General features: G+C 64.9%; 16 protein-coding genes. 7 read left to right on the top strand and 9 right to left on the bottom strand.

The genetic code is table 11. The features are described from left to right. Nucleotides 1–18 precede the first annotated feature (18 nt). From GGR90_RS04430 to GGR90_RS04405, 6 genes are all read right to left on the bottom strand, one after another. Nucleotides 19–357 (bottom strand): P-II family nitrogen regulator, encoded by a 339-nt coding sequence (locus GGR90_RS04430; RefSeq protein WP_167919644.1) that lies wholly within the window; start codon nucleotides 355–357, stop codon nucleotides 19–21. Nucleotides 358–802: 445 nt separating this feature from the next. Beyond that, nucleotides 803–2986 (bottom strand): PQQ-dependent dehydrogenase, methanol/ethanol family, encoded by a 2184-nt coding sequence (locus GGR90_RS04425; RefSeq protein ID WP_167919642.1) that lies wholly within the window; start codon nucleotides 2984–2986, stop codon nucleotides 803–805. 90 nt (nucleotides 2987–3076) lie between these two features. Then, nucleotides 3077–3916, bottom strand: coding sequence for a type I methionyl aminopeptidase (map, locus tag GGR90_RS04420; RefSeq protein WP_167919640.1), 840 nt, complete (start codon nucleotides 3914–3916; stop codon nucleotides 3077–3079). Nucleotides 3917–4072: 156 nt separating this feature from the next. After that, nucleotides 4073–6412, bottom strand: coding sequence for an ATP-dependent Clp protease ATP-binding subunit ClpA (clpA, locus tag GGR90_RS04415; protein WP_167919638.1), 2340 nt, complete (start codon nucleotides 6410–6412; stop codon nucleotides 4073–4075). Nucleotides 6413–6594: 182 nt separating this feature from the next. Next, a complete protein-coding gene (locus tag GGR90_RS04410; RefSeq protein WP_167919637.1) occupies nucleotides 6595–6810 on the bottom strand; it encodes a hypothetical protein in 216 nt (71 codons plus the stop codon). A 12-nt stretch (nucleotides 6811–6822) separates the two neighbouring features. After that, nucleotides 6823–7095, bottom strand: coding sequence for a hypothetical protein (locus tag GGR90_RS04405; protein ID WP_167919636.1), 273 nt, complete (start codon nucleotides 7093–7095; stop codon nucleotides 6823–6825). A gap of 300 nt (nucleotides 7096–7395) precedes the next feature. Here GGR90_RS04405 and GGR90_RS04400 point away from each other — a divergent pair, with 300 nt between their 5' ends. Continuing rightward, the gene (locus GGR90_RS04400) at nucleotides 7396–8868 is read left to right on the top strand and encodes a helicase HerA domain-containing protein (protein WP_167919635.1); all 1473 of its coding nucleotides are present in this window, start codon (nucleotides 7396–7398) and stop codon (nucleotides 8866–8868) included. A gap of 183 nt (nucleotides 8869–9051) precedes the next feature. Then, complete coding sequence (locus GGR90_RS04395; protein ID WP_167919634.1) at nucleotides 9052–10536, top strand: peroxidase family protein; 1485 nt, start codon at nucleotides 9052–9054, stop codon at nucleotides 10534–10536. 46 nt (nucleotides 10537–10582) lie between these two features. Here the strand turns inward: GGR90_RS04395 and GGR90_RS04390 are convergent, their stop codons facing one another. Beyond that, on the bottom strand, nucleotides 10583–10780 hold the full coding sequence (locus GGR90_RS04390) for a DUF1192 domain-containing protein (RefSeq protein ID WP_167919633.1): 198 nt from the start codon (nucleotides 10778–10780) through the stop codon (nucleotides 10583–10585). A gap of 139 nt (nucleotides 10781–10919) precedes the next feature. Here GGR90_RS04390 and GGR90_RS04385 point away from each other — a divergent pair, with 139 nt between their 5' ends. Both GGR90_RS04385 and GGR90_RS04380 read left to right on the top strand, forming a co-directional pair. Then, entirely contained in the window at nucleotides 10920–11960 is a 1041-nt protein-coding gene (locus GGR90_RS04385) for an NAD(P)H-quinone oxidoreductase (protein WP_245198388.1), read from the top strand. A gap of 9 nt (nucleotides 11961–11969) precedes the next feature. Continuing rightward, complete coding sequence (locus GGR90_RS04380; protein ID WP_167919631.1) at nucleotides 11970–12554, top strand: hypothetical protein; 585 nt, start codon at nucleotides 11970–11972, stop codon at nucleotides 12552–12554. Between the two features lie 13 nt (nucleotides 12555–12567). On the opposite strand, the gene GGR90_RS04375 is transcribed toward GGR90_RS04380, so the two are convergent. Beyond that, complete coding sequence (locus tag GGR90_RS04375) at nucleotides 12568–13299, bottom strand: FMN-dependent NADH-azoreductase (protein WP_167919629.1); 732 nt, start codon at nucleotides 13297–13299, stop codon at nucleotides 12568–12570. Nucleotides 13300–13440: 141 nt separating this feature from the next. Here GGR90_RS04375 and GGR90_RS04370 point away from each other — a divergent pair, with 141 nt between their 5' ends. The 3 genes from GGR90_RS04370 (at nucleotide 13441) to GGR90_RS04360 (ending at nucleotide 16331) form a co-directional block, all read left to right on the top strand. Continuing rightward, nucleotides 13441–14325 carry a LysR substrate-binding domain-containing protein gene (locus GGR90_RS04370; protein ID WP_245198387.1) on the top strand — a complete coding sequence of 295 codons (885 nt, stop codon included), beginning with the start codon at nucleotides 13441–13443 and terminating at the stop codon, nucleotides 14323–14325. A gap of 105 nt (nucleotides 14326–14430) precedes the next feature. After that, nucleotides 14431–15078 (top strand): DUF1013 domain-containing protein, encoded by a 648-nt coding sequence (locus GGR90_RS04365; RefSeq protein WP_167920813.1) that lies wholly within the window; start codon nucleotides 14431–14433, stop codon nucleotides 15076–15078. A 125-nt stretch (nucleotides 15079–15203) separates the two neighbouring features. Continuing rightward, complete coding sequence (locus GGR90_RS04360; protein ID WP_167919625.1) at nucleotides 15204–16331, top strand: MBL fold metallo-hydrolase; 1128 nt, start codon at nucleotides 15204–15206, stop codon at nucleotides 16329–16331. A gap of 175 nt (nucleotides 16332–16506) precedes the next feature. Here the strand turns inward: GGR90_RS04360 and GGR90_RS04355 are convergent, their stop codons facing one another. After that, on the bottom strand, nucleotides 16507–16782 hold the full coding sequence (locus GGR90_RS04355) for a hypothetical protein (RefSeq protein WP_136173288.1): 276 nt from the start codon (nucleotides 16780–16782) through the stop codon (nucleotides 16507–16509). Nucleotides 16783–16886 lie beyond the last annotated feature (104 nt).

Here is a 16886-nt window from a genome sequence, read left to right as displayed (position 1 = left end):
TTCGTTAAGTGCGAGCGATTAAAGCGCGTCCTCGTTGCGTTCGCCGGTGCGGATGCGAAGCGCGGTCTCGATATGGCTGACGAAGATCTTGCCGTCGCCGATCCGGCCGGTTTGCGCGGCGGCGGCGATCGCCTCCACAACGCGTTCCGCCATCGAATCATCGACGACGACCTCCAGCTTCACCTTGGGCAGAAAGTCGACGACATATTCGGCGCCGCGATACAGCTCGGTGTGACCCTTCTGCCGGCCGAAGCCCTTGGCTTCGGTGACGGTGATGCCGCTGACACCGACTTCGTGCAGCGCTTCCTTCACTTCGTCGAGCTTGAACGGCTTGATGATCGCCTCAATCTTCTTCACGCTTCTCGTCCCCCTTTGGGCTGGCCGCCGCCCCTTGCGCATCGAGCCGGATCAGCTGCGCTGGCCCGGTTCGCCGTCGAGTCGGTGCGGTGTCCCGCCATCTTGCACCAATCAAGAGCCGTGCCAATTGGCGAATCGCGGGGTTCCGGGGAGATTTTCGGCTCGACGATGCGCCGCTGCCCAAGGGGTGGGCAGCGGCGTCTTGTCGTTGCCTAAAATATGGGCATGGGCGGCGGGGGCTCTGTTTTGTTTCACGCGACCGAACCCGTTCGTGCTGAGCTTGTCGAAGCACCGTTCTTCTTGCGCCGCGCGAAGAAGAGAACGGCCCTTCGACAAGCTCGGGGCAAACGGATTTTGGAAGGCTTCGCGCCTTCGCGTCTTCGCGTGAAATCTCCAATCCCGCCCTCTCCGCAATCGCAGCCGAGTGAGGAAAGAGCGGAGCGTCCTACCGCCCGACCGGTGCCGAGGCGTCGGGCAGGTTCGCCTTGGTCCAGTTCGATCGGTCGATGACATAGGCGCGCAGCGCCTCGGCATCGGCGGGGGTCAGCACCTTGGCGAAGCTCACCATGCCGCGGTCCTTGAGCGCGCCGTCGATAATGATCGATTTCCACGCATCGGCGTTGGCCAGCGTGCCCGAGACGCGCAGGTCGGGGGTGAAGCCGTTGCCGATCGCGCTGTCGCCGTGACAGACGATGCAATAGCGGCCGAAATGCGCCTTGCCCGCGGCAATCTGCGCCGCCGTGCCGAACTGCGGCGGCGGGTTCCACGCGAGCGTCGTCGAGACCGGCGGCGCAGGGAGCTTCACCGTGCCGCCGATCTTCAAGACAACGAGGCGCGGAATATTCGGGACCTTGCGCGTCACACCGCCCGCAACCCCGGCGACGAGCGGGAAGGCGCCGCCCTTGCTCGTCTGGAACGCGACATATTGGACGCCGCCGGCGCGGAAGGTCGAGGGCGCGCTGACGATCCCCGACTGCATGTCGAGGTCGAGCAACTGCCTGCCGGTGTCGGCGGCATAGGCGCGGAAGCGGCCGGTGCTCGTCCCCTGAAAGACGAGATTGCCCGCGGTCGTCATCGTGCCGCCGTTCCATGCGGCGGGATAATCGACGCCCCACGCGACCTTGCCGGTGCGCGGGTCGAAGGCGACGAGCCGGCCGGTGGTCGCGGCGACCGCGGCGCGGAACGCCGCCTTGTCGTCGGGCAGCATCGTGCCGGTGAGCGAGGTACCGACGTTGAAGCCGACGACCTTGCGCCGGTCGAGCTCGTTCATGTCGGCGAGATAGCCCTGCGGGATCTGCTGCGCGGGGATGTAGACGAGCCCCGTCGCGGGGTTGTAGCTCATCGGATGCCAGTTGTGCGCGCCCAAAGCGCCGGGGATGGCGATGAAAGGCTTGCCGGTCTTGTAGAAGCGCGCCTCGGGATTTTCGATCGGGCGGCCGGTCGTCATGTCGTAACCCGTCGCCCAGTTGATCCCGTCGACGAAGGGTTTGGCATCGATCAGCTTGCCGGTCGTGCGGTCGAGGGTGAAGAAGAAGCCGTTCTTCGGCGCGTGATACAGCACCTTGACGGGTTTGCCGTCGACCTGCTGCTCGGCGAGGATGATCGGCTGCGTCGCGGTATAGTCCCACGTCTCGGCCGGCGTTTCCTGGTAATGCCATTTATATTTGCCGGTCGACGCGTCGAGCGCGACGACCGAGGAGAGGAACCAGTTGTCGCCCTCGCCGTTCGAGCGCGTGCCATGGTTCCACGGATTGCCGTTGCCGACGCCGAGGTAGATCTGGTCGAGATCCTTGTCATAGACGATCGCGTCCCACACGGTGCCGCCGCCGCTCGAGGTTTGCCATTCGCCCGTGTCGGACCAGGTCGCGTTGGCTTTCGAGGCGAAGATGTCGTCGGACGCCGCGCCATCCTTCGCCTTGGTCGGGTTGGGCGCGGTGTAGAAGCGCCAGCGTTCCTTACCGGTGTCCGCATCATAAGCGGTGACATAGCCGCGCACCCCGAATTCGGCGCCGCCGTTGCCGATCAGCACCATGTCTTTCACGACGCGCGGCGCGCCGGTGATCGTATAGGGCTTCGACGTGTCGAAGGTCTGCGTCGACCAGAGTTCCTTGCCGGTCTTCTTGTCGAGCGCGATCAGCCGGCCGTCGAGCGCCCCGACAAACAGCTTGTCGCCCCACACCGCGACGCCGCGGTTGACGACGTCGCAGCAGGCCGAAACCGCGCGCTCGCCGGGAACCTCGGGGTCGAATTTCCACAAGGACTTGCCGGTCGCGGCGTCCCATGCGCTGACTTTCGACCAGGCGTGGGTGACGTACATGACGCCATCGACGACGACGGGCGTCGCTTCCTGCCCGCGCGCATCGTCGAGGTCAGCGGTCCACGCGATGCCGAGTTCACCGACATTCTTGTCGTTGATGTCGGTCAGCGGGCTGAAGCGCTGTTCGTCATAGCTGTAGCCGATCGCGCCCCAATCATCGCCATCGCCGCCGGTCTTGAGCAGGGTCTCGCTGGCTTTCTCGGCCGCGTCGAGCGCGCGGCCCGAGATGCTCTCATTCTTCGACGCGTTGCATGAAGCCAATGCCAGTGCCGCGCAGCCCGCCAGCGCGGTCGTCCAGACCCGTTTCGCCATCTCGCTCTCCCTGTACGCCTATCGTTGACGTTAACGTCAAGATTGCGCGCGCGATGGCGGAATGGCAAGCGCGAAAGTCGCGGGCTGGCGCTACTGCCAGGGCGGCGCGTTCAGGCCCTTGGGGCTGGCGGTGAAAATCTCGCAGCCGGTTTCGGTGATGCCGATGCTGTGCTCGAACTGCGCCGAGAGGCTGCGGTCGCGGGTCACCGCGGTCCAGCCGTCACTCAGCATCTTCACGGCATATTTGCCGGTGTTGATCATCGGCTCGATCGTGAAGAACATGCCGGGCTTGAGTTCGGGGCCGGTACCGGGGCGGCCGGCGTGGACGACTTCAGGAGCGTCGTGGAACATCTGGCCGAGCCCGTGACCGCAGAAATCACGGACGACCGAATAGCGATGCTTTTCGGCATGGGTCTGGATCGCATGGGCGACGTCGCCCATGCGGTTGCCGGGCTTCGCCTGCTCGATGCCGAGCATCAGGCATTCGTAAGTGACTTCGACGAGGCGCTTCGCCTTGATCGGGACATCGCCGACCAGATACATGCGGCTGGTGTCGCCGTGCCAGCCGTCGACGATGCTGGTGACGTCGATATTGACGATATCGCCCTCGCGCACCGGCTTGTCGTCGGGAATGCCGTGGCAGACGACATGGTTGATGCTGGTGCAGCAGCTGTGCGTGAAACCGCGATAACCCAGCGTTGCCGGGATGCCGCCGCCATCGAGCATCATCGTGCGGACAAGGTCGTCGATCGCGGCGGTGGTCACGCCGGGCTGGACGAAGGGAACAAGCGCGTCGAGGATTTCGGCCGACAGCCGCCCCGCCTTGCGCATGCCGGCAAAGCCCACCTCGTCATGCAGCTTGATCGTGCCGTCGCGCACGGGGGTGGGGCCGGTCGCGTCGTCGGCGGCTACGGAGACATAGTCGTACATGGGAGGGGATATAGTGGATGTGACGCCGGATTGCGAGGGTAACCCTAAAGCCCCGATTCCGTCATCCCGGCGAAGGCCGGGATCTCAACGGCGCGTCATTCCGCAATGGTGAGATCCCGGCCTTCGCCGGGATGACGATTATCCTTTGAAGTCGGCTTACTCCGCCGCCTTCTTCGCCTTGTCGGCCTTTGGCTTGCTCTTGCCGGCCTTGGGCGCGGCGGGGGTGATTTCGAAGGCGAGCGGGTTGCCCACATGCGCATCCTCGCCGGTCTTCATCTTCACCTTGACCTCGCCGCCATGGACGAGCTTGCCGAAGAGCAGTTCCTCGGCGAGCGGCTGCTTGATCTTTTCCTGGATCAGGCGGCCCATCGGACGCGCGCCATAGAGCTTGTCATAGCCCTTGCCGGTCAGCCAGTCGCGCGCCGCATCGTCGAGCTGGATATGGACGTTGCGGTCGGCGAGCTGCAGTTCCAGTTGCAGGATGAACTTGTCGACGACGCGCGCGACCACCTCGGGCGGCAGATAGCCGAAGGGCACGATCGCATCGAGGCGGTTGCGGAATTCGGGGGTGAAGAGATTCTTCACCGCTTCCTCCTGCACATCCTCGCGCGTGAACTGGCCGAAGCCGATGCCCTCGCGCGCCATGTCGCTCGCGCCCGCATTGGTCGTCATAATCAGGATGACGTTGCGGAAGTCGACCGTCTTGCCGTGATGATCGGTCAGGCGGCCATGGTCCATGACCTGCAACAATATGTTGAACAGGTCGGGATGCGCCTTTTCGATTTCGTCGAGCAGCAGCACGCAATGCGGGTTCTGGTCGATCGCGTCGGTGAGCAGCCCGCCCTGATCATAACCGACATAGCCCGGGGGCGCGCCGATCAGGCGGCTGACCGAGTGGCGTTCCATATATTCGGACATGTCGAAACGCTGGAGCGGGATGCCCATGATCGACGCGAGCTGCTTGGCGACCTCGGTCTTGCCGACGCCGGTCGGGCCGCTGAACAGATAATTGCCGATCGGCTTCTCGGGATCGCGCAGGCCCGCACGGCTGAGCTTGATCGCCGACGACAGCACTTCGATCGCGGTGTTCTGGCCGAAGACGACGCGCTTCAGATCGGTTTCGAGACTGGCGAGCGTCGCCTTGTCGTCGGTCGACACCGACTTGGGCGGGATGCGCGCCATCGTCGCGATCACCGCCTCGATCTCCTTGGCGGTGATCGTCTTCTTGCGCTTCGACGGGGCGACGAGCATCTGCATCGCGCCGACCTCATCGATCACGTCGATCGCCTTGTCGGGCAATTTGCGGTCGTTGATGTAGCGTGCCGACAGGTCGACCGCGGCGTTGATCGCGTCCTGCGTGTAACGCACCTGATGATGCGCCTCGAACGCGCTGCGCAGCCCGGCGAGGATCTTCTTGGTGTCCTCGAGCGTCGGTTCGACCACGTCGATCTTCTGGAACCGGCGGAGTAGCGCGCGGTCCTTTTCGAAATGGTTGCGGAACTCCTTGTACGTCGTCGAGCCGATGCAGCGGATCACGCCGCCCGACAGCGCGGGCTTGAGCAGGTTCGACGCGTCCATCGCGCCGCCGCTCGTCGCGCCCGCGCCGATCACCGTGTGGATCTCATCGATGAACAGGATCGCGTGCGGCAGGCCTTCAAGCTCGGTCACGACCTGTTTCAGCCGCTCCTCGAAATCGCCGCGATAACGCGTGCCCGCGAGCAGCGCGCCCATGTCGAGCGAATAGATGACCGCGGGCAGCAGCACCTCGGGCACGTCGCCCTCGATGATCTTGCGCGCGAGGCCTTCGGCGATCGCGGTCTTGCCGACGCCGGGGTCACCGACATAGAGCGGGTTGTTCTTCGACCGGCGGCAGAGAATCTGGATCGTGCGGTCGACCTCGGCATTGCGGCCGATCAGCGGGTCGACCTTGCCGACCTTGGCCTTTTCGTTGAGGTTGACGGTGAACTGGTCGAGCGCGGTTTCCTTCTTGGACTTGCCTTCGCTCTTGTCTTTCGTCTCTTCCTTTTCCTCGGGTTCGGCCTGCGGCGAGGGCTTGCCGCCTTTGCCGACGCCGTGGCTGAGGTAGGAGACGGCATCGAGGCGCGTCAGGTCCTGCTGCTGCAGGAAATAGACGGCATAGCTTTCGCGTTCGGAGAAGAGCGCGACGAGGACGTTGGCGCCGGTCACCTCGTCCTTGCCCGACGACTGGACGTGCAGGATCGCGCGCTGGACGACGCGCTGGAAGCCGCTCGTCGGCGACGGGTCGCTGTGCCCCTCGACCTTCAGGCTGTCGAGTTCGGTATCGAGATAGTGGACGACCGCCGATTGCAGATCGTCGAGCGCGACGCCGCAGGCGCGCATCACTTCGGCGGCATGATCGTCGTCGATCAGCGCATAGAGCAGATGCTCGAGCGTCGCATATTCGTGATGGCGCTCCGAAGCGGCCTTCAGCGCGTTATGGAGGGTCTTTTCGAGGCTTTCCGAAAAGGACGGCATGGTCTTCATCTCCTTGCGGGGACCAGGCCGGGGAGAGCGGCCCCCTTAGAAATGCAACGTGGCGATGCCGCCGCCCCACCGCAAGGGAAAAGCGGATGGCTTTGTGAAATTACGATGACGGGGTTGTGGTATGGTTAACGAGGCGTTGGAGATTTGCTCTCTGCGCATGCGAATTGCCCTCGCTATTTCGGTCCGCGCAGAAGGACCAGCGGAATGGCCACCACCGGGCATAGGATGAAAACCCAGCCGATCACGGCGAACGCAATCGAAACGGGCTCTCCTGATGGAAGCGAGAAGACATGTTCCAATCCGCCCGCGAAACCTACGCCAAGTGTAAAAATCATAGCCGAAACTATGGCCCATGCGGCCAGCATCAAGAGAAGTTCGCGGCGGCTCAAGGCAGGCTCTCCCTATGCTGGCGGTTCGGCACTGACCTGCCGATCCACCATATCCATAAAATCGCGCGCCGTGTTGCGCTCGGCCTCATCCTTGAACGCGACGTCGAGGTCGGGGGCGACGCCGAGCATGTACATCAGCGCCCACAGCGCGAAGCGGCGGCCGGGGTTGGTTTCGAGGCCGAAGTCGACACGCATGCGTTCGGTGCCCGCCGCATGCGCCTCGGGGTGGATCGCCGAGAGGTCGGCGGTGCCGAAATAACGGCGGAGCTGATCGTCGAAATCCATGCTATCCTTTTGGCCTCTTCACGCCGCTTGACAAGAGGGGTGAACGGCTTGCGATTGCTCACCACCTTGCGAGCGAGTTCCTTGTTCTTCTTCGTGCCTTTGCGCCTTCGCGTGAAATAAGAAAAATCTCACGCAAAGGCGCAAAGGCATGAAGGCACGAAGAAGAGAGAGAAAAACGGATTCCCGCTTTCGCCGGGATGACAAGGCTGACGGGCTAGCCGCCCGCCGCGCGAGGAAAAATCGGACGGCTCGCTACCCCGTCAGTTGTCATTCGCGCGAGCCGCCGATAGGGCGGCCGCTGTGAAGACCAGCATCGAGATCGGAACCGACAGCACCGGGCAGGGCGTGCACATCAACGTCCAGGAACTGCTGGCGACGCGGCTGCTTGTCCAAGGCAATTCGGGGTCGGGCAAGTCGCACCTTTTGCGCCGTATCCTCGAGGAAAGCGCGGCGTTAGTGCAGCAGATCGTGATCGATCCCGAGGGCGATTTCGTCACGCTCGCCGATGCGTACAGCCATGTCGTGATCAACGGCGGCGACTATAACGAGCGCGAGATCGCGGCGATGGGCGCGCGCATCCGCGAGCATCGCGCGTCGATCGTCCTCAGCCTCGAATCGCTCGACATCGAGGCGCAGATGACCTGCGCCGCGGCGTTCCTGAACGCGCTGTTCGATGCGCCGCGCGAGCACTGGTTTCCCGCGCTGGTCGTGGTCGACGAGGCGCAGATGTTCGCGCCGAGCGTCGCGGGCGACGTGTCCGACACCGTGCGCCGCGCGAGCCTGTCGGCGATGACGAACCTGATGTGCCGCGGGCGCAAACGCGGCCTTGCCGGCGCGATCGCGACGCAGCGGCTGGCCAAGCTCGCGAAGAATGTCGCCGCCGAGGCGAGCAATTTCCTGATGGGGCGCACCTTTCTCGACATCGACATGGCGCGCGCTGCCGACCTGCTCGGCATGGAGCGGCGGCAAGCCGAGGCGATCCGCGATTTGGAGCGCGGGCATTTCTTGGGGCTCGGTCCCGCGATCTCGCGCCGACCGTTGTCGGTGCGGATTGGCGCAACGCAGACCTCGACACGGATGGGGACGCACGGCCTGATGCCGCTTCCTTCAGCGGGCGGCGAGGATATGCGCTCGATACTGTTCACCGAGATGGAGGCGCCGGCGCAGCCACGCTTCTTTGCGCCCGAGCCTGAACCCGTTGCGGCGAGCGAAGTCCTTGAGCGCATCGCGGCGAGCGAAGGGCTGCATGAGGATCTGGACGCCCCGCCCGTGCTCGATATTCTCGAGGCGGTCGAGGAAGCCGAACAGAGCGACGCGGTGGTGATCGCGATGCTGGAGGAGATGCTGTCCGATCCCGAAAGCGCCTTCCAGCCCGAAGCCTATCTGTATCAGGATTTTTCGGTGCGCTGCCGGATGCAAAAGCTGAAGAAGGTGCCGCTCGACCTCGCCGCCTTCCGCCGCCGCTTCGCGCTCGCCAAGGGCGGCGTGTTCGATCCGTCCGAACCGCGCTGGCGTGAGATGCTTGCCGTCGCCGACCGCTTGCCGCACGACATGTTCGCGCCCTTCCTCCAGATCGCGCGTGCCGCGATGGACGGCGAGCCCTGCCCCGACGACGACATCCTCGGCCGCGCCTATGGCAGCCGGTCGCCGGGGCGTATCCGCCGGCTGGTCGAATATATGGAAAAACAGGGCGTGATCGTCGTGCGCGCCGATTTTGGCGGTCGGCGATCGATCGGCATTCCCGAGCTTGGGCTAAGCACCGAAGCCGAATAGGCTCGCTCCGTCGCGATTTCGCCGCGGCCCGGCAAGTTAATCCTGAATTAGTCACCTATAATCTTGGGACCGCGCCCGGATCGGCGCAATCCTTGCCGCAGGTTCGCGCCTAAAACAGCGGATGCCAGCTCTCTTGGTGGGTGGATCGTCCCGACAATCCCAAAAACCATAGGAGAGACTGCCATGCCTCGTCACGGCGTATATCCGCGCGACATCGTTCCGCCGCGCTCCAAATATTCCGACGCCGGCCGCTTTGGCCGCATGTTCGGCGAATTGCCGCCCTTTGCCGCCGATACCCCCGATGTCCGCGCCGCGCTGATCGAGATCGGCAAGGTCGGCGGCATCATGGATGCCAAGGACAATCTGACCAAGACCCCCGCCGAACTGATCACCAACCCGGCGCTGTCGGTGAAGAACAGCGACAACCCGAACCTGACCGCGGGTTTCACCTTCCTCGGCCAGTTCCTCGACCATGACATGACCTTCGACCCGACCTCGAGCCTCGAGCGGCAGGTCGATCCCGAGCAGATCGCCAATTTCCGTACCCCCAGCTTTGGGCTCGACAATGTCTATGGCGCGGGCCCCGGCGGCAGCCCGCATCTTTATGATACGCAGGGCGGCAAGGGCGGCAAGTTCCTGCTCGAACCGACGGGGGCCGCGGACAAGTTCGACCTGCCGCGCAACAGCCAGAATGTCGCGCTGATCGCCGACCCGCGCGACGACGAAAATCTGATCATCGGCCAGCTTCAGGTCGCGTTCCTGAAGTTCCACAATCGGGTCGTCGACTATGTGAAGACCAAGATCAAGCTGACCGTTTCGGACGAGATTTTCGCCGAGGCACAGCGGATCGTGCGCTGGCATTATCAATGGATGATCGTCCATGAATTCCTGCGCAAGACGTGCGGCGATGCGGTGGTCGACGATGTGCTGACGAACGGCCGCAAATATTACAGCTGGCACAACGAGCCTTACATTCCGGTTGAGTTTTCAGTCGCCGCCTATCGGTTCGGCCACAGTCAGGTGCGGCCGTCGTACCGCGCGAACTTCACCGGCGACGGCGGCAATCCCTTTTTCGGGATGATCTTTACCGCGACGCCGTCGGACCCCGACGATCCCGACGATCTTTCGGGCGGCTGCCGCGCGCCGCGGCGCTTTATCGACTGGCCGACCTTCTTCGATTTCAGCGACGGCAATGTGAAGCCGAACAAGAAGATCGACACGACGCTGTCGACCTCGCTGTTCCGCCTGCCGGGCTCGGTCGTACCCAACCCCGATCCGAAGACGAACCCGGCGTCGCTGGCGCAGCGCAACCTGCTCCGCCACCTGACCTTCTCGCTGCCGTCGGGGCAGCGGGTGGCACGCGCGATGAAGCTGCCCGAATTGTCGAAGGGCGACCTCGCCGATCTCAAGCCGCACGGCTTCGACGACCGCACGCCGCTCTGGTTCTACATCTTGCGCGAGGCGCAGGTGACGCAGAATGGCGAGCGGCTGGGGCCCGTCGGCGCGCGGATCGTCACCGAGGTGTTCCTCGGCCTGCTACAGGGCGACAAGGGATCCTATCTGTCGCAGGACCCCGAATGGCAGCCCTTCCTGCCGACGGTCGACGCGTCGAAAAAGGGCGACGATTTCACGATGGTCGATCTGCTTCGCTACGCCGAGGTCGCGTAAGGGGCGATATCGCCGGCGTTCCTTGCGGGCGCCGGCGATTTCCCGCTCAGCTTTTCCGGAACAGCGCTTCGGCTGCGGCCTTTTGGTTCGTCGCGGCGGCGCGATGCGCCTTGATCCGCGCGATCTCGCCTTCGAGCGCGGCGATACGGTCGCCCAATTCGTCAACCGACAAGGGGTCGAGCGGCTGTCGGGTCAGCGCCGTCAGAACATCGTCGCGGCGGCGGGGAAGGTCGTCATCGTCCATGGCGCATCCTCCTGGTCCCTAAGGCTAATATGGCGCGCGACTGTTGACCCGTGTCGCCGCACTGTCAATAAGGCGGGGCAGGGGTGCCGGAATGAGGGACCAGTGGGGGATTTCTGAAGTGACCAGCTTGCCATCGAGCATGACCGCCATCGCCATCAGTGCGCCGGGCGGGCCCGAAGTATTGCAACCGACAGTGCGGCCGGTGCCGCAGCCGGGGCCGGGCGAGGTGCTGATTCGCGTCGCCGCGGCGGGGGTGAACCGCCCCGATGTGCTCCAGCGCATGGGATTTTATCCGCCGCCGACGGGCGCGTCGGACCTGCCGGGGCTCGAGATCGCGGGAGTGATCGCCGCGGTCGGGCCGGGCGGCGATCCCGAGCTTCTCGGGCAATCGGTATGCGCGCTCGTCGCGGGGGGCGGCTATGCCGAATATTGTACCGCGCCGGTCGGCAGCTGCCTGCCGGTGCCAGTGGGCTTTTCGATGGCCGAAGCCGCGGCGCTGCCCGAAACCGTCTTCACCGTGTGGCACAATCTGTTTGAGCGCGCCTATGTCGGCGAGGGCGAGACGGTGCTGGTCCATGGCGGCACCAGCGGCATCGGGACGACCGCGATCGGGCTTTGCAAATTGTTCGGTATCAAGGTGATCGTGACATGCGGCAGCGCCGACAAATGCGCCGCCGCGACCGCGCTCGGCGCCGATCTTGCCGTCGATTATTCGAGCGCGGATTATGTCGAGGCGGTGAAGGCGTTCACCGGCGGCCGCGGCGTCGAGGTCGTGCTCGACATGGTCGGCGGCGACTATATGCCGCGCAATATCGAATGCCTTGCGGACGACGGGCGGCATGTGACGATCGCCTTCCAGCGCGGCGCGAAGGTCGAGGTTGATATTTCGCAGGTCATGCGCCGCCGGCTGACGCTGACCGGGTCGACGCTGCGCGCGCGCAGCAACGAGTTCAAGGCGCTGCTCGCCGACGAGATTCATCGCACGCTCTGGCCGCGGCTCGCCGACGGCGCGTGGAAGCCCGCGATGGATCAGAGCTTTCCGCTCGCCGAAGCCGCTGCGGCGCATACGCGGATGGAGGCGGGCGCGCATGTGGGGAAGATTGTGCTGATGGTGGGATGGGCCGAGGGAACGCATGTCATGTTCGGCGGTTCCGGAACGGGGGGCCAATCAAGAGGATGATTTCTCCCGATGAATATGCGTAAGATGAATTTCCGTAACCTGCTCCTTCCCGCCACCGCTCTCTCGCTTGCCCTCGCAGCCTGTTCCCAGCCCGCCGAAACCGACAAAACCGCGACCGCATCCTATGACGGCGAAGTCGCGCCGGAGGACAAGGCGGCCAAGCGGCCGCCCGCGATCAAGCCGATGGACGTCCCGACGCGCGGCGGCGACGGTTCGCCGATCGAGCTCGCCGCGCTGACCGAGGCTGACGTGAGCGGTGCCAAGCTGAAGGGCGAACTCGCGTGCAGCTTCGTTGACGCTGACGACGAGGGCGCGCAGCCGATCCTGCTCGCGCAGGGCGATGTCGCATCCGAGGAGCCGTCGCGCGGTATCGTGAAGATTGGCGATACGATCGAGACCGTCTCCGCCAATGGCGGCTTCGACAGGATGGCGAAGGGCACGAAATTCTATGCCAAGGGAATGGAGTTGCGCGTGGCACCCACCGGTCCGGCGCAGGGCGGCGGCGAATCGCCGCCGCGCCCCGCGACGCTGACCGCCGATCGCGCCGACGGTGCGCGGCGCGTCTTCGCCGGGCTCTGGCAGTGCGGCCCGTAGGAGCCGGGCGCGATCACCCCACAGGGGATAGCGGCCGGGCGGACAAGGGCTCGGCCCGCTCCCCGATCAATCGGTCCACCAATGCGTCAACGGCGCCTTCGGCGGCGGCGATCGATCGCGCGAGGCGTTCGTCGGCGAATTCGTCATATTCGATCGCGATCGACGTGGCGTCGCGAAGCCCGATATAGGCGAGGGGCGCTTTCAGGCCGACCTCGACGAAATTGGCGTCCGCCTGACGCCCGCCCGGGTCATAGCCGTAATCGCCGCGGGCGCCGAGGACGACCAGCCGTTTTCCGGCAGGTAGCATCGGCCAATAGGGTTCGCCCGCACGTTTCCGGTCGAAACCGAAGGTGACGCCGACGCGCACGATATTGTCGAGCCAGGCCTTCAGCGGCGCGGGCATGCCGAAATTATACATCGGCGCCCCGACGACGACGAGATCGGCCGCCATCAGTTCGGCGATCAGCCGGTCGCTTTCGGCCAGCCGGGCGTGCTGTTCGTCGCTGCGCTTTTCGGGTGGGGAGAAGGCGGCGGCGATCCATTCGGCGTCGACATGCGATGGCGGGACCGAGCCGACGTCGCGGTAGACAATCCGGTCCTGCGGCCGCGCGCTCGACCATCGGCGCACGAGGCGCGCGCTCAAACGCCGGCTGTGCGAGCCGTGCCGATCCCGACCCGAAAGGCCCGGCCGGGCGCTGGAATCGATGTGGAGTATGTTAAGCGCCGATGCCTGTGGGATGGTCATGGGATAATCCAGTTCATTTGTTTTGATGACCGGAAGAGTATATCTCGCTATAAATCTCTTGGTCGAACGCGAATATCTCAGCCAATGGATCGATTTTCCTCATCTATGATACGAAACCGGAAACTTCCGCCGCTAGGCGCATTGCGCGCCTTCGAAGCGGCGGCGCGCTATCTCAGTTTTCGCAAGGCGGCGGACGAGCTGGCGGTGACCCCCACGGCGATCAGCCACCAGATCCGCCTGCTGGAGGATGTGCTGGGCCTCGCGCTGTTCATTCGCCAGGTGCGGCAGGTCGCGCTGACCGAAGCGGGCGAGCGGCTCTATCCGCCATTGCGCGACGGCTTCGACATGTTCGACCGGGCGCTTGCCGATCTCGCGCCGGGGCCGCGGCGCGCGGCGGTGACATTGACGGCGACGATCCAGTTTACCGCGCGCAGGCTTCTGCCCGCGCTCGGCTCGTTTCGCGAACGCTTTCCCGATTTCGACCTGCGGCTGCATTCCTCCAACGAGCCCGTCGATCTGGCGGCGGGGCTGGCCGATGTGGCGGTTCGTTATGGTCGCGGGCCCTTTGACGGGCTGGTCGGCCGACCGCTTTTCTCGGAACGTTTCGGACCGCTTTGCAGCCCGAAGCTGGGCCTGTCGGGGCCGCAAGACCTGATGCACGCGACCTTGCTGCATGTCGAATGGCGCCAGCCCGCCAACGCGTCCGACTGGCGGCGATGGGCGCGGCTTGCCGGGATGGAGGGGCTGGCCGTCGACGAAGGGCCGCGTTTCAGTTCGGACGATCATGCCCTGCAGGCGGCGGTCGCCGGGCATGGCGTCGCGATCGGCAGCCTGATTCTCGCGCGTCCGGAAATCGAGGCGGGACTGCTGGTCCACCCCTTCGGCCCGGTCATCGAAGGCGAAAGCTACCACATGCTCGCGACGCCGGCCAATATGGCCTGTGCCGATGTGCGGGCGGTTTGCGCGTGGCTCGTCGAATCGGTTGCGGGTTTCGCCGCCGACGACCAGCCCTTGCCCGCAACCTAAAACAGGTCTACATCGACCGCCGAATGGCCGCCCCGCGAGGGGCGGCCCTTATTATTTCCGCTTGGAGACCTTATCGTCATGGCCAACGCCGATGCCACCCCGCTGATGCCGCATGCGACCGCCGCCTGGCTGGTCGACAACACCGGTCTCACCTTTGTCCAGATCGCCGAATATTGCGGCATCCACATCCTCGAGGTCCAGGCGATCGCCGACGAGACCGCCGCGACCAAATATACCGGCCGCGATCCCGTCCGCGCGCACGAACTGTCGATGGACGAAATCGAAAAGGGTCAGGACGACCCGAACTACAAGCTCAAGATGAGCAAGCAGGCGCAGGACACGATTCGCCGCACGCGCGGCCCGCGCTACACCCCGGTCAGCAAGCGCCAGGACAAGCCCGACGGCATCGCCTGGATCCTCAAGAACCATCCCGAGGTATCGGACGGCGCGATCGGCAAGCTGATCGGCACCACCCGCAACACGATCGGCGCGATCCGCGACCGCAGCCACTGGAACAGCGCGAACATCGTGCCGAAGGATCCGGTGACGCTCGGCCTCTGTTCGCAGCGCGAACTTGACGCGCTCGTCGCCAAGGCGGCGAAGAAGGCGGGGATCAAGGCGCCCGAGGACAGCCGCTTCGAGGGCGACCGCGAAGCGCTGCTCGAAGAGCTGCGCGCCGAACGCACCGCGGCGAACGAAGCGCGTGCCGCCGAAGAAGCCAGCGAAACGGCGAACGACGCGGCGGCAGACTGACGCGTGACGGGCGGGGCGCCAATAAATAGGGACAGTCCCTATTTAACTGGAGCGACCAGTCCGCTCCACGCAAAGCCGCTTTCGTTAAATAGGGACAGTCCCTATTTATTGACTCGAGCGGTTTGATGTCGGAGGGCGACGAGGACCATATCCCGGCGGCCAGCGGCTCGCCGGACGCCTCGCTGACCCAGGACGACAGCTTTACCGCGACGAGCCACGCCGGGCTGACCTATCCATGGGGCGACGCCGCGCCGGGGCCGGGCGAGACGATCCGCATCGCGCCGGGGATCAGCTGGGCGCGCATCCCGATGCCGGGGTCGCTGGGCCATATCAACAGTTGGCTGCTCGACGATGCGGATGACGGCGTTGCCGTGGTCGACACCGGCATTTGCCTGACGATGTGCTCCGACGCGTGGAAGGCGCTTTATGCCGGCGCGCTCGCGGACAAGACGATCACGCGCGTCATTGGCACGCACCTCCACCCCGACCATATCGGCCTCGCCGGCTGGATCGCGAAGAAACAGGGCGTAAAGCTGTGGATGACGCGCGGCGAGATGCTGACCGCGCGCGCGATCGTCGCCGAATCCGCCGACACGGCCCCCGACGAGGTGCTGGCGCAGTCGCGGGCGGCGGGCTGGGACGAGGATGCGATCGAGGCGCAGCGTTCGCGTGGCTGGAACATGTTCCAGCGCATGATCTTCACGCTGCCGCGCTCCTATGTGCGGATCGCCGACGGCGAGACGCTCGACATGGGCGGACACCAGTGGCGCGTCGTCACCGGCTCGGGACACAGCCCCGAACATGCGTGCCTGTGGAACGAGAAAGAGGGCGTTCTCGTCTCGGGCGACCAGGTGCTGCCGCGGATCAGCTCGAACGTCTCGGTCAACATCACCGAACCCGACGCCGACCCCTTGGGCGAATGGCTCGCGTCGATCGACAAGCTGCTCCGCGTCGTTCCCGCCGACGTCACCGTCTGTCCCGCGCATGGCGAGCCGTTCAACGGGCTGCACGTCCGCCTGGTGGCGCTGCGCGACGAGCACCGGATGCGGCTCTACAATCTCGCCGAAGCCGCGGCGAAGGCGCCGATGCGCGCGGTCGACAGCTTCCCGCTGCTGTTCAACCGCCCGATCGGCGAGCATAATCAGGGGCTGGCGACGGGCGAAGCGCTCGCACATCTGAAGCGGCTGGAGGTCGAAGGGCGCGTGCAGCGCGAGAACCGCGATGGGGTGTGGTGGTACCACGGGGTGGCTTGATGCCCGCGGCTCAGCGTCGGCCTTGGGGTGGGAAGCGGTCACTTCCCAACTTTCGTCATCCCGGCGAAGGCCGGGATCTCACCCTATCGCAAGGAAGCACCGGCGAGATCCCGGCCTTCGCCGGGATGACGATGTTAATATGACCGCTTCCGGCCCAAACCCGCCGCGCTTCCGTTTACCGCGGCCTTTGCATGATCCAGCTGAACGCCATCGCGTTGAAGATCGTATAGAGGCCATAGAGCATCAGCGCGGCGAACCAGTTCCGCGTCGCGATCGCCATCGCGCCGACGAGCAGCAGGAATTCGAAGACATAGGTGATGTTCGGCCCGACCTTGTCCGCCAGCGGTTTCACCATCTGCTGGATCAGCGGATCGTCGCTTTCCATGAAGGCGCGGTGCATCGCGAAATTGCCGATGCCGGCGCAGAAAATGGCGATGATGGCGATCAGCATAGGATTGCAGATGGGGCAGGCGGGGTGGAAATGCCAGAAACTTTCGGGTTATAGGGGCGCATCGCACGCGCGCCGGCCCCGCGCGGACGATCGAACGAACCCGG

This window comes from Sphingopyxis italica, from assembly GCF_011926545.1.
GTDB lineage: Bacteria > Pseudomonadota > Alphaproteobacteria > Sphingomonadales > Sphingomonadaceae > Sphingopyxis > Sphingopyxis italica.
This window is presented reverse-complemented; position numbering and strand designations above follow the sequence as displayed.

Bases quoted from the DNA above. Each gene is read 5' to 3' on its own strand.
- GGR90_RS04405 (WP_167919636.1), bottom strand. From the start codon at position 7,095: ATGGATTTCGACGATCAGCTCCGCCGTTATTTCGGCACCGCCGACCTC.
- GGR90_RS04355 (WP_136173288.1), bottom strand. From the start codon at position 16,782: ATGCTGATCGCCATCATCGCCATTTTCTGCGCCGGCATCGGCAATTTC.
- GGR90_RS04365 (WP_167920813.1), top strand. From the start codon at position 14,431: ATGCCGCATGCGACCGCCGCCTGGCTGGTCGACAACACCGGTCTCACC.
- GGR90_RS04395 (WP_167919634.1), top strand. From the start codon at position 9,052: ATGCCTCGTCACGGCGTATATCCGCGCGACATCGTTCCGCCGCGCTCC.
- GGR90_RS04385 (WP_245198388.1), top strand. From the start codon at position 10,920: ATGACCGCCATCGCCATCAGTGCGCCGGGCGGGCCCGAAGTATTGCAA.
- GGR90_RS04390 (WP_167919633.1), bottom strand. From the start codon at position 10,780: ATGGACGATGACGACCTTCCCCGCCGCCGCGACGATGTTCTGACGGCG.
- clpA (WP_167919638.1), bottom strand. From the start codon at position 6,412: ATGCCGTCCTTTTCGGAAAGCCTCGAAAAGACCCTCCATAACGCGCTG.
- GGR90_RS04375 (WP_167919629.1), bottom strand. From the start codon at position 13,299: ATGACCATCCCACAGGCATCGGCGCTTAACATACTCCACATCGATTCC.
- map (WP_167919640.1), bottom strand. From the start codon at position 3,916: ATGTACGACTATGTCTCCGTAGCCGCCGACGACGCGACCGGCCCCACC.
- GGR90_RS04360 (WP_167919625.1), top strand. From the start codon at position 15,204: ATGTCGGAGGGCGACGAGGACCATATCCCGGCGGCCAGCGGCTCGCCG.
- GGR90_RS04425 (WP_167919642.1), bottom strand. From the start codon at position 2,986: ATGGCGAAACGGGTCTGGACGACCGCGCTGGCGGGCTGCGCGGCACTG.
- GGR90_RS04380 (WP_167919631.1), top strand. From the start codon at position 11,970: ATGAATATGCGTAAGATGAATTTCCGTAACCTGCTCCTTCCCGCCACC.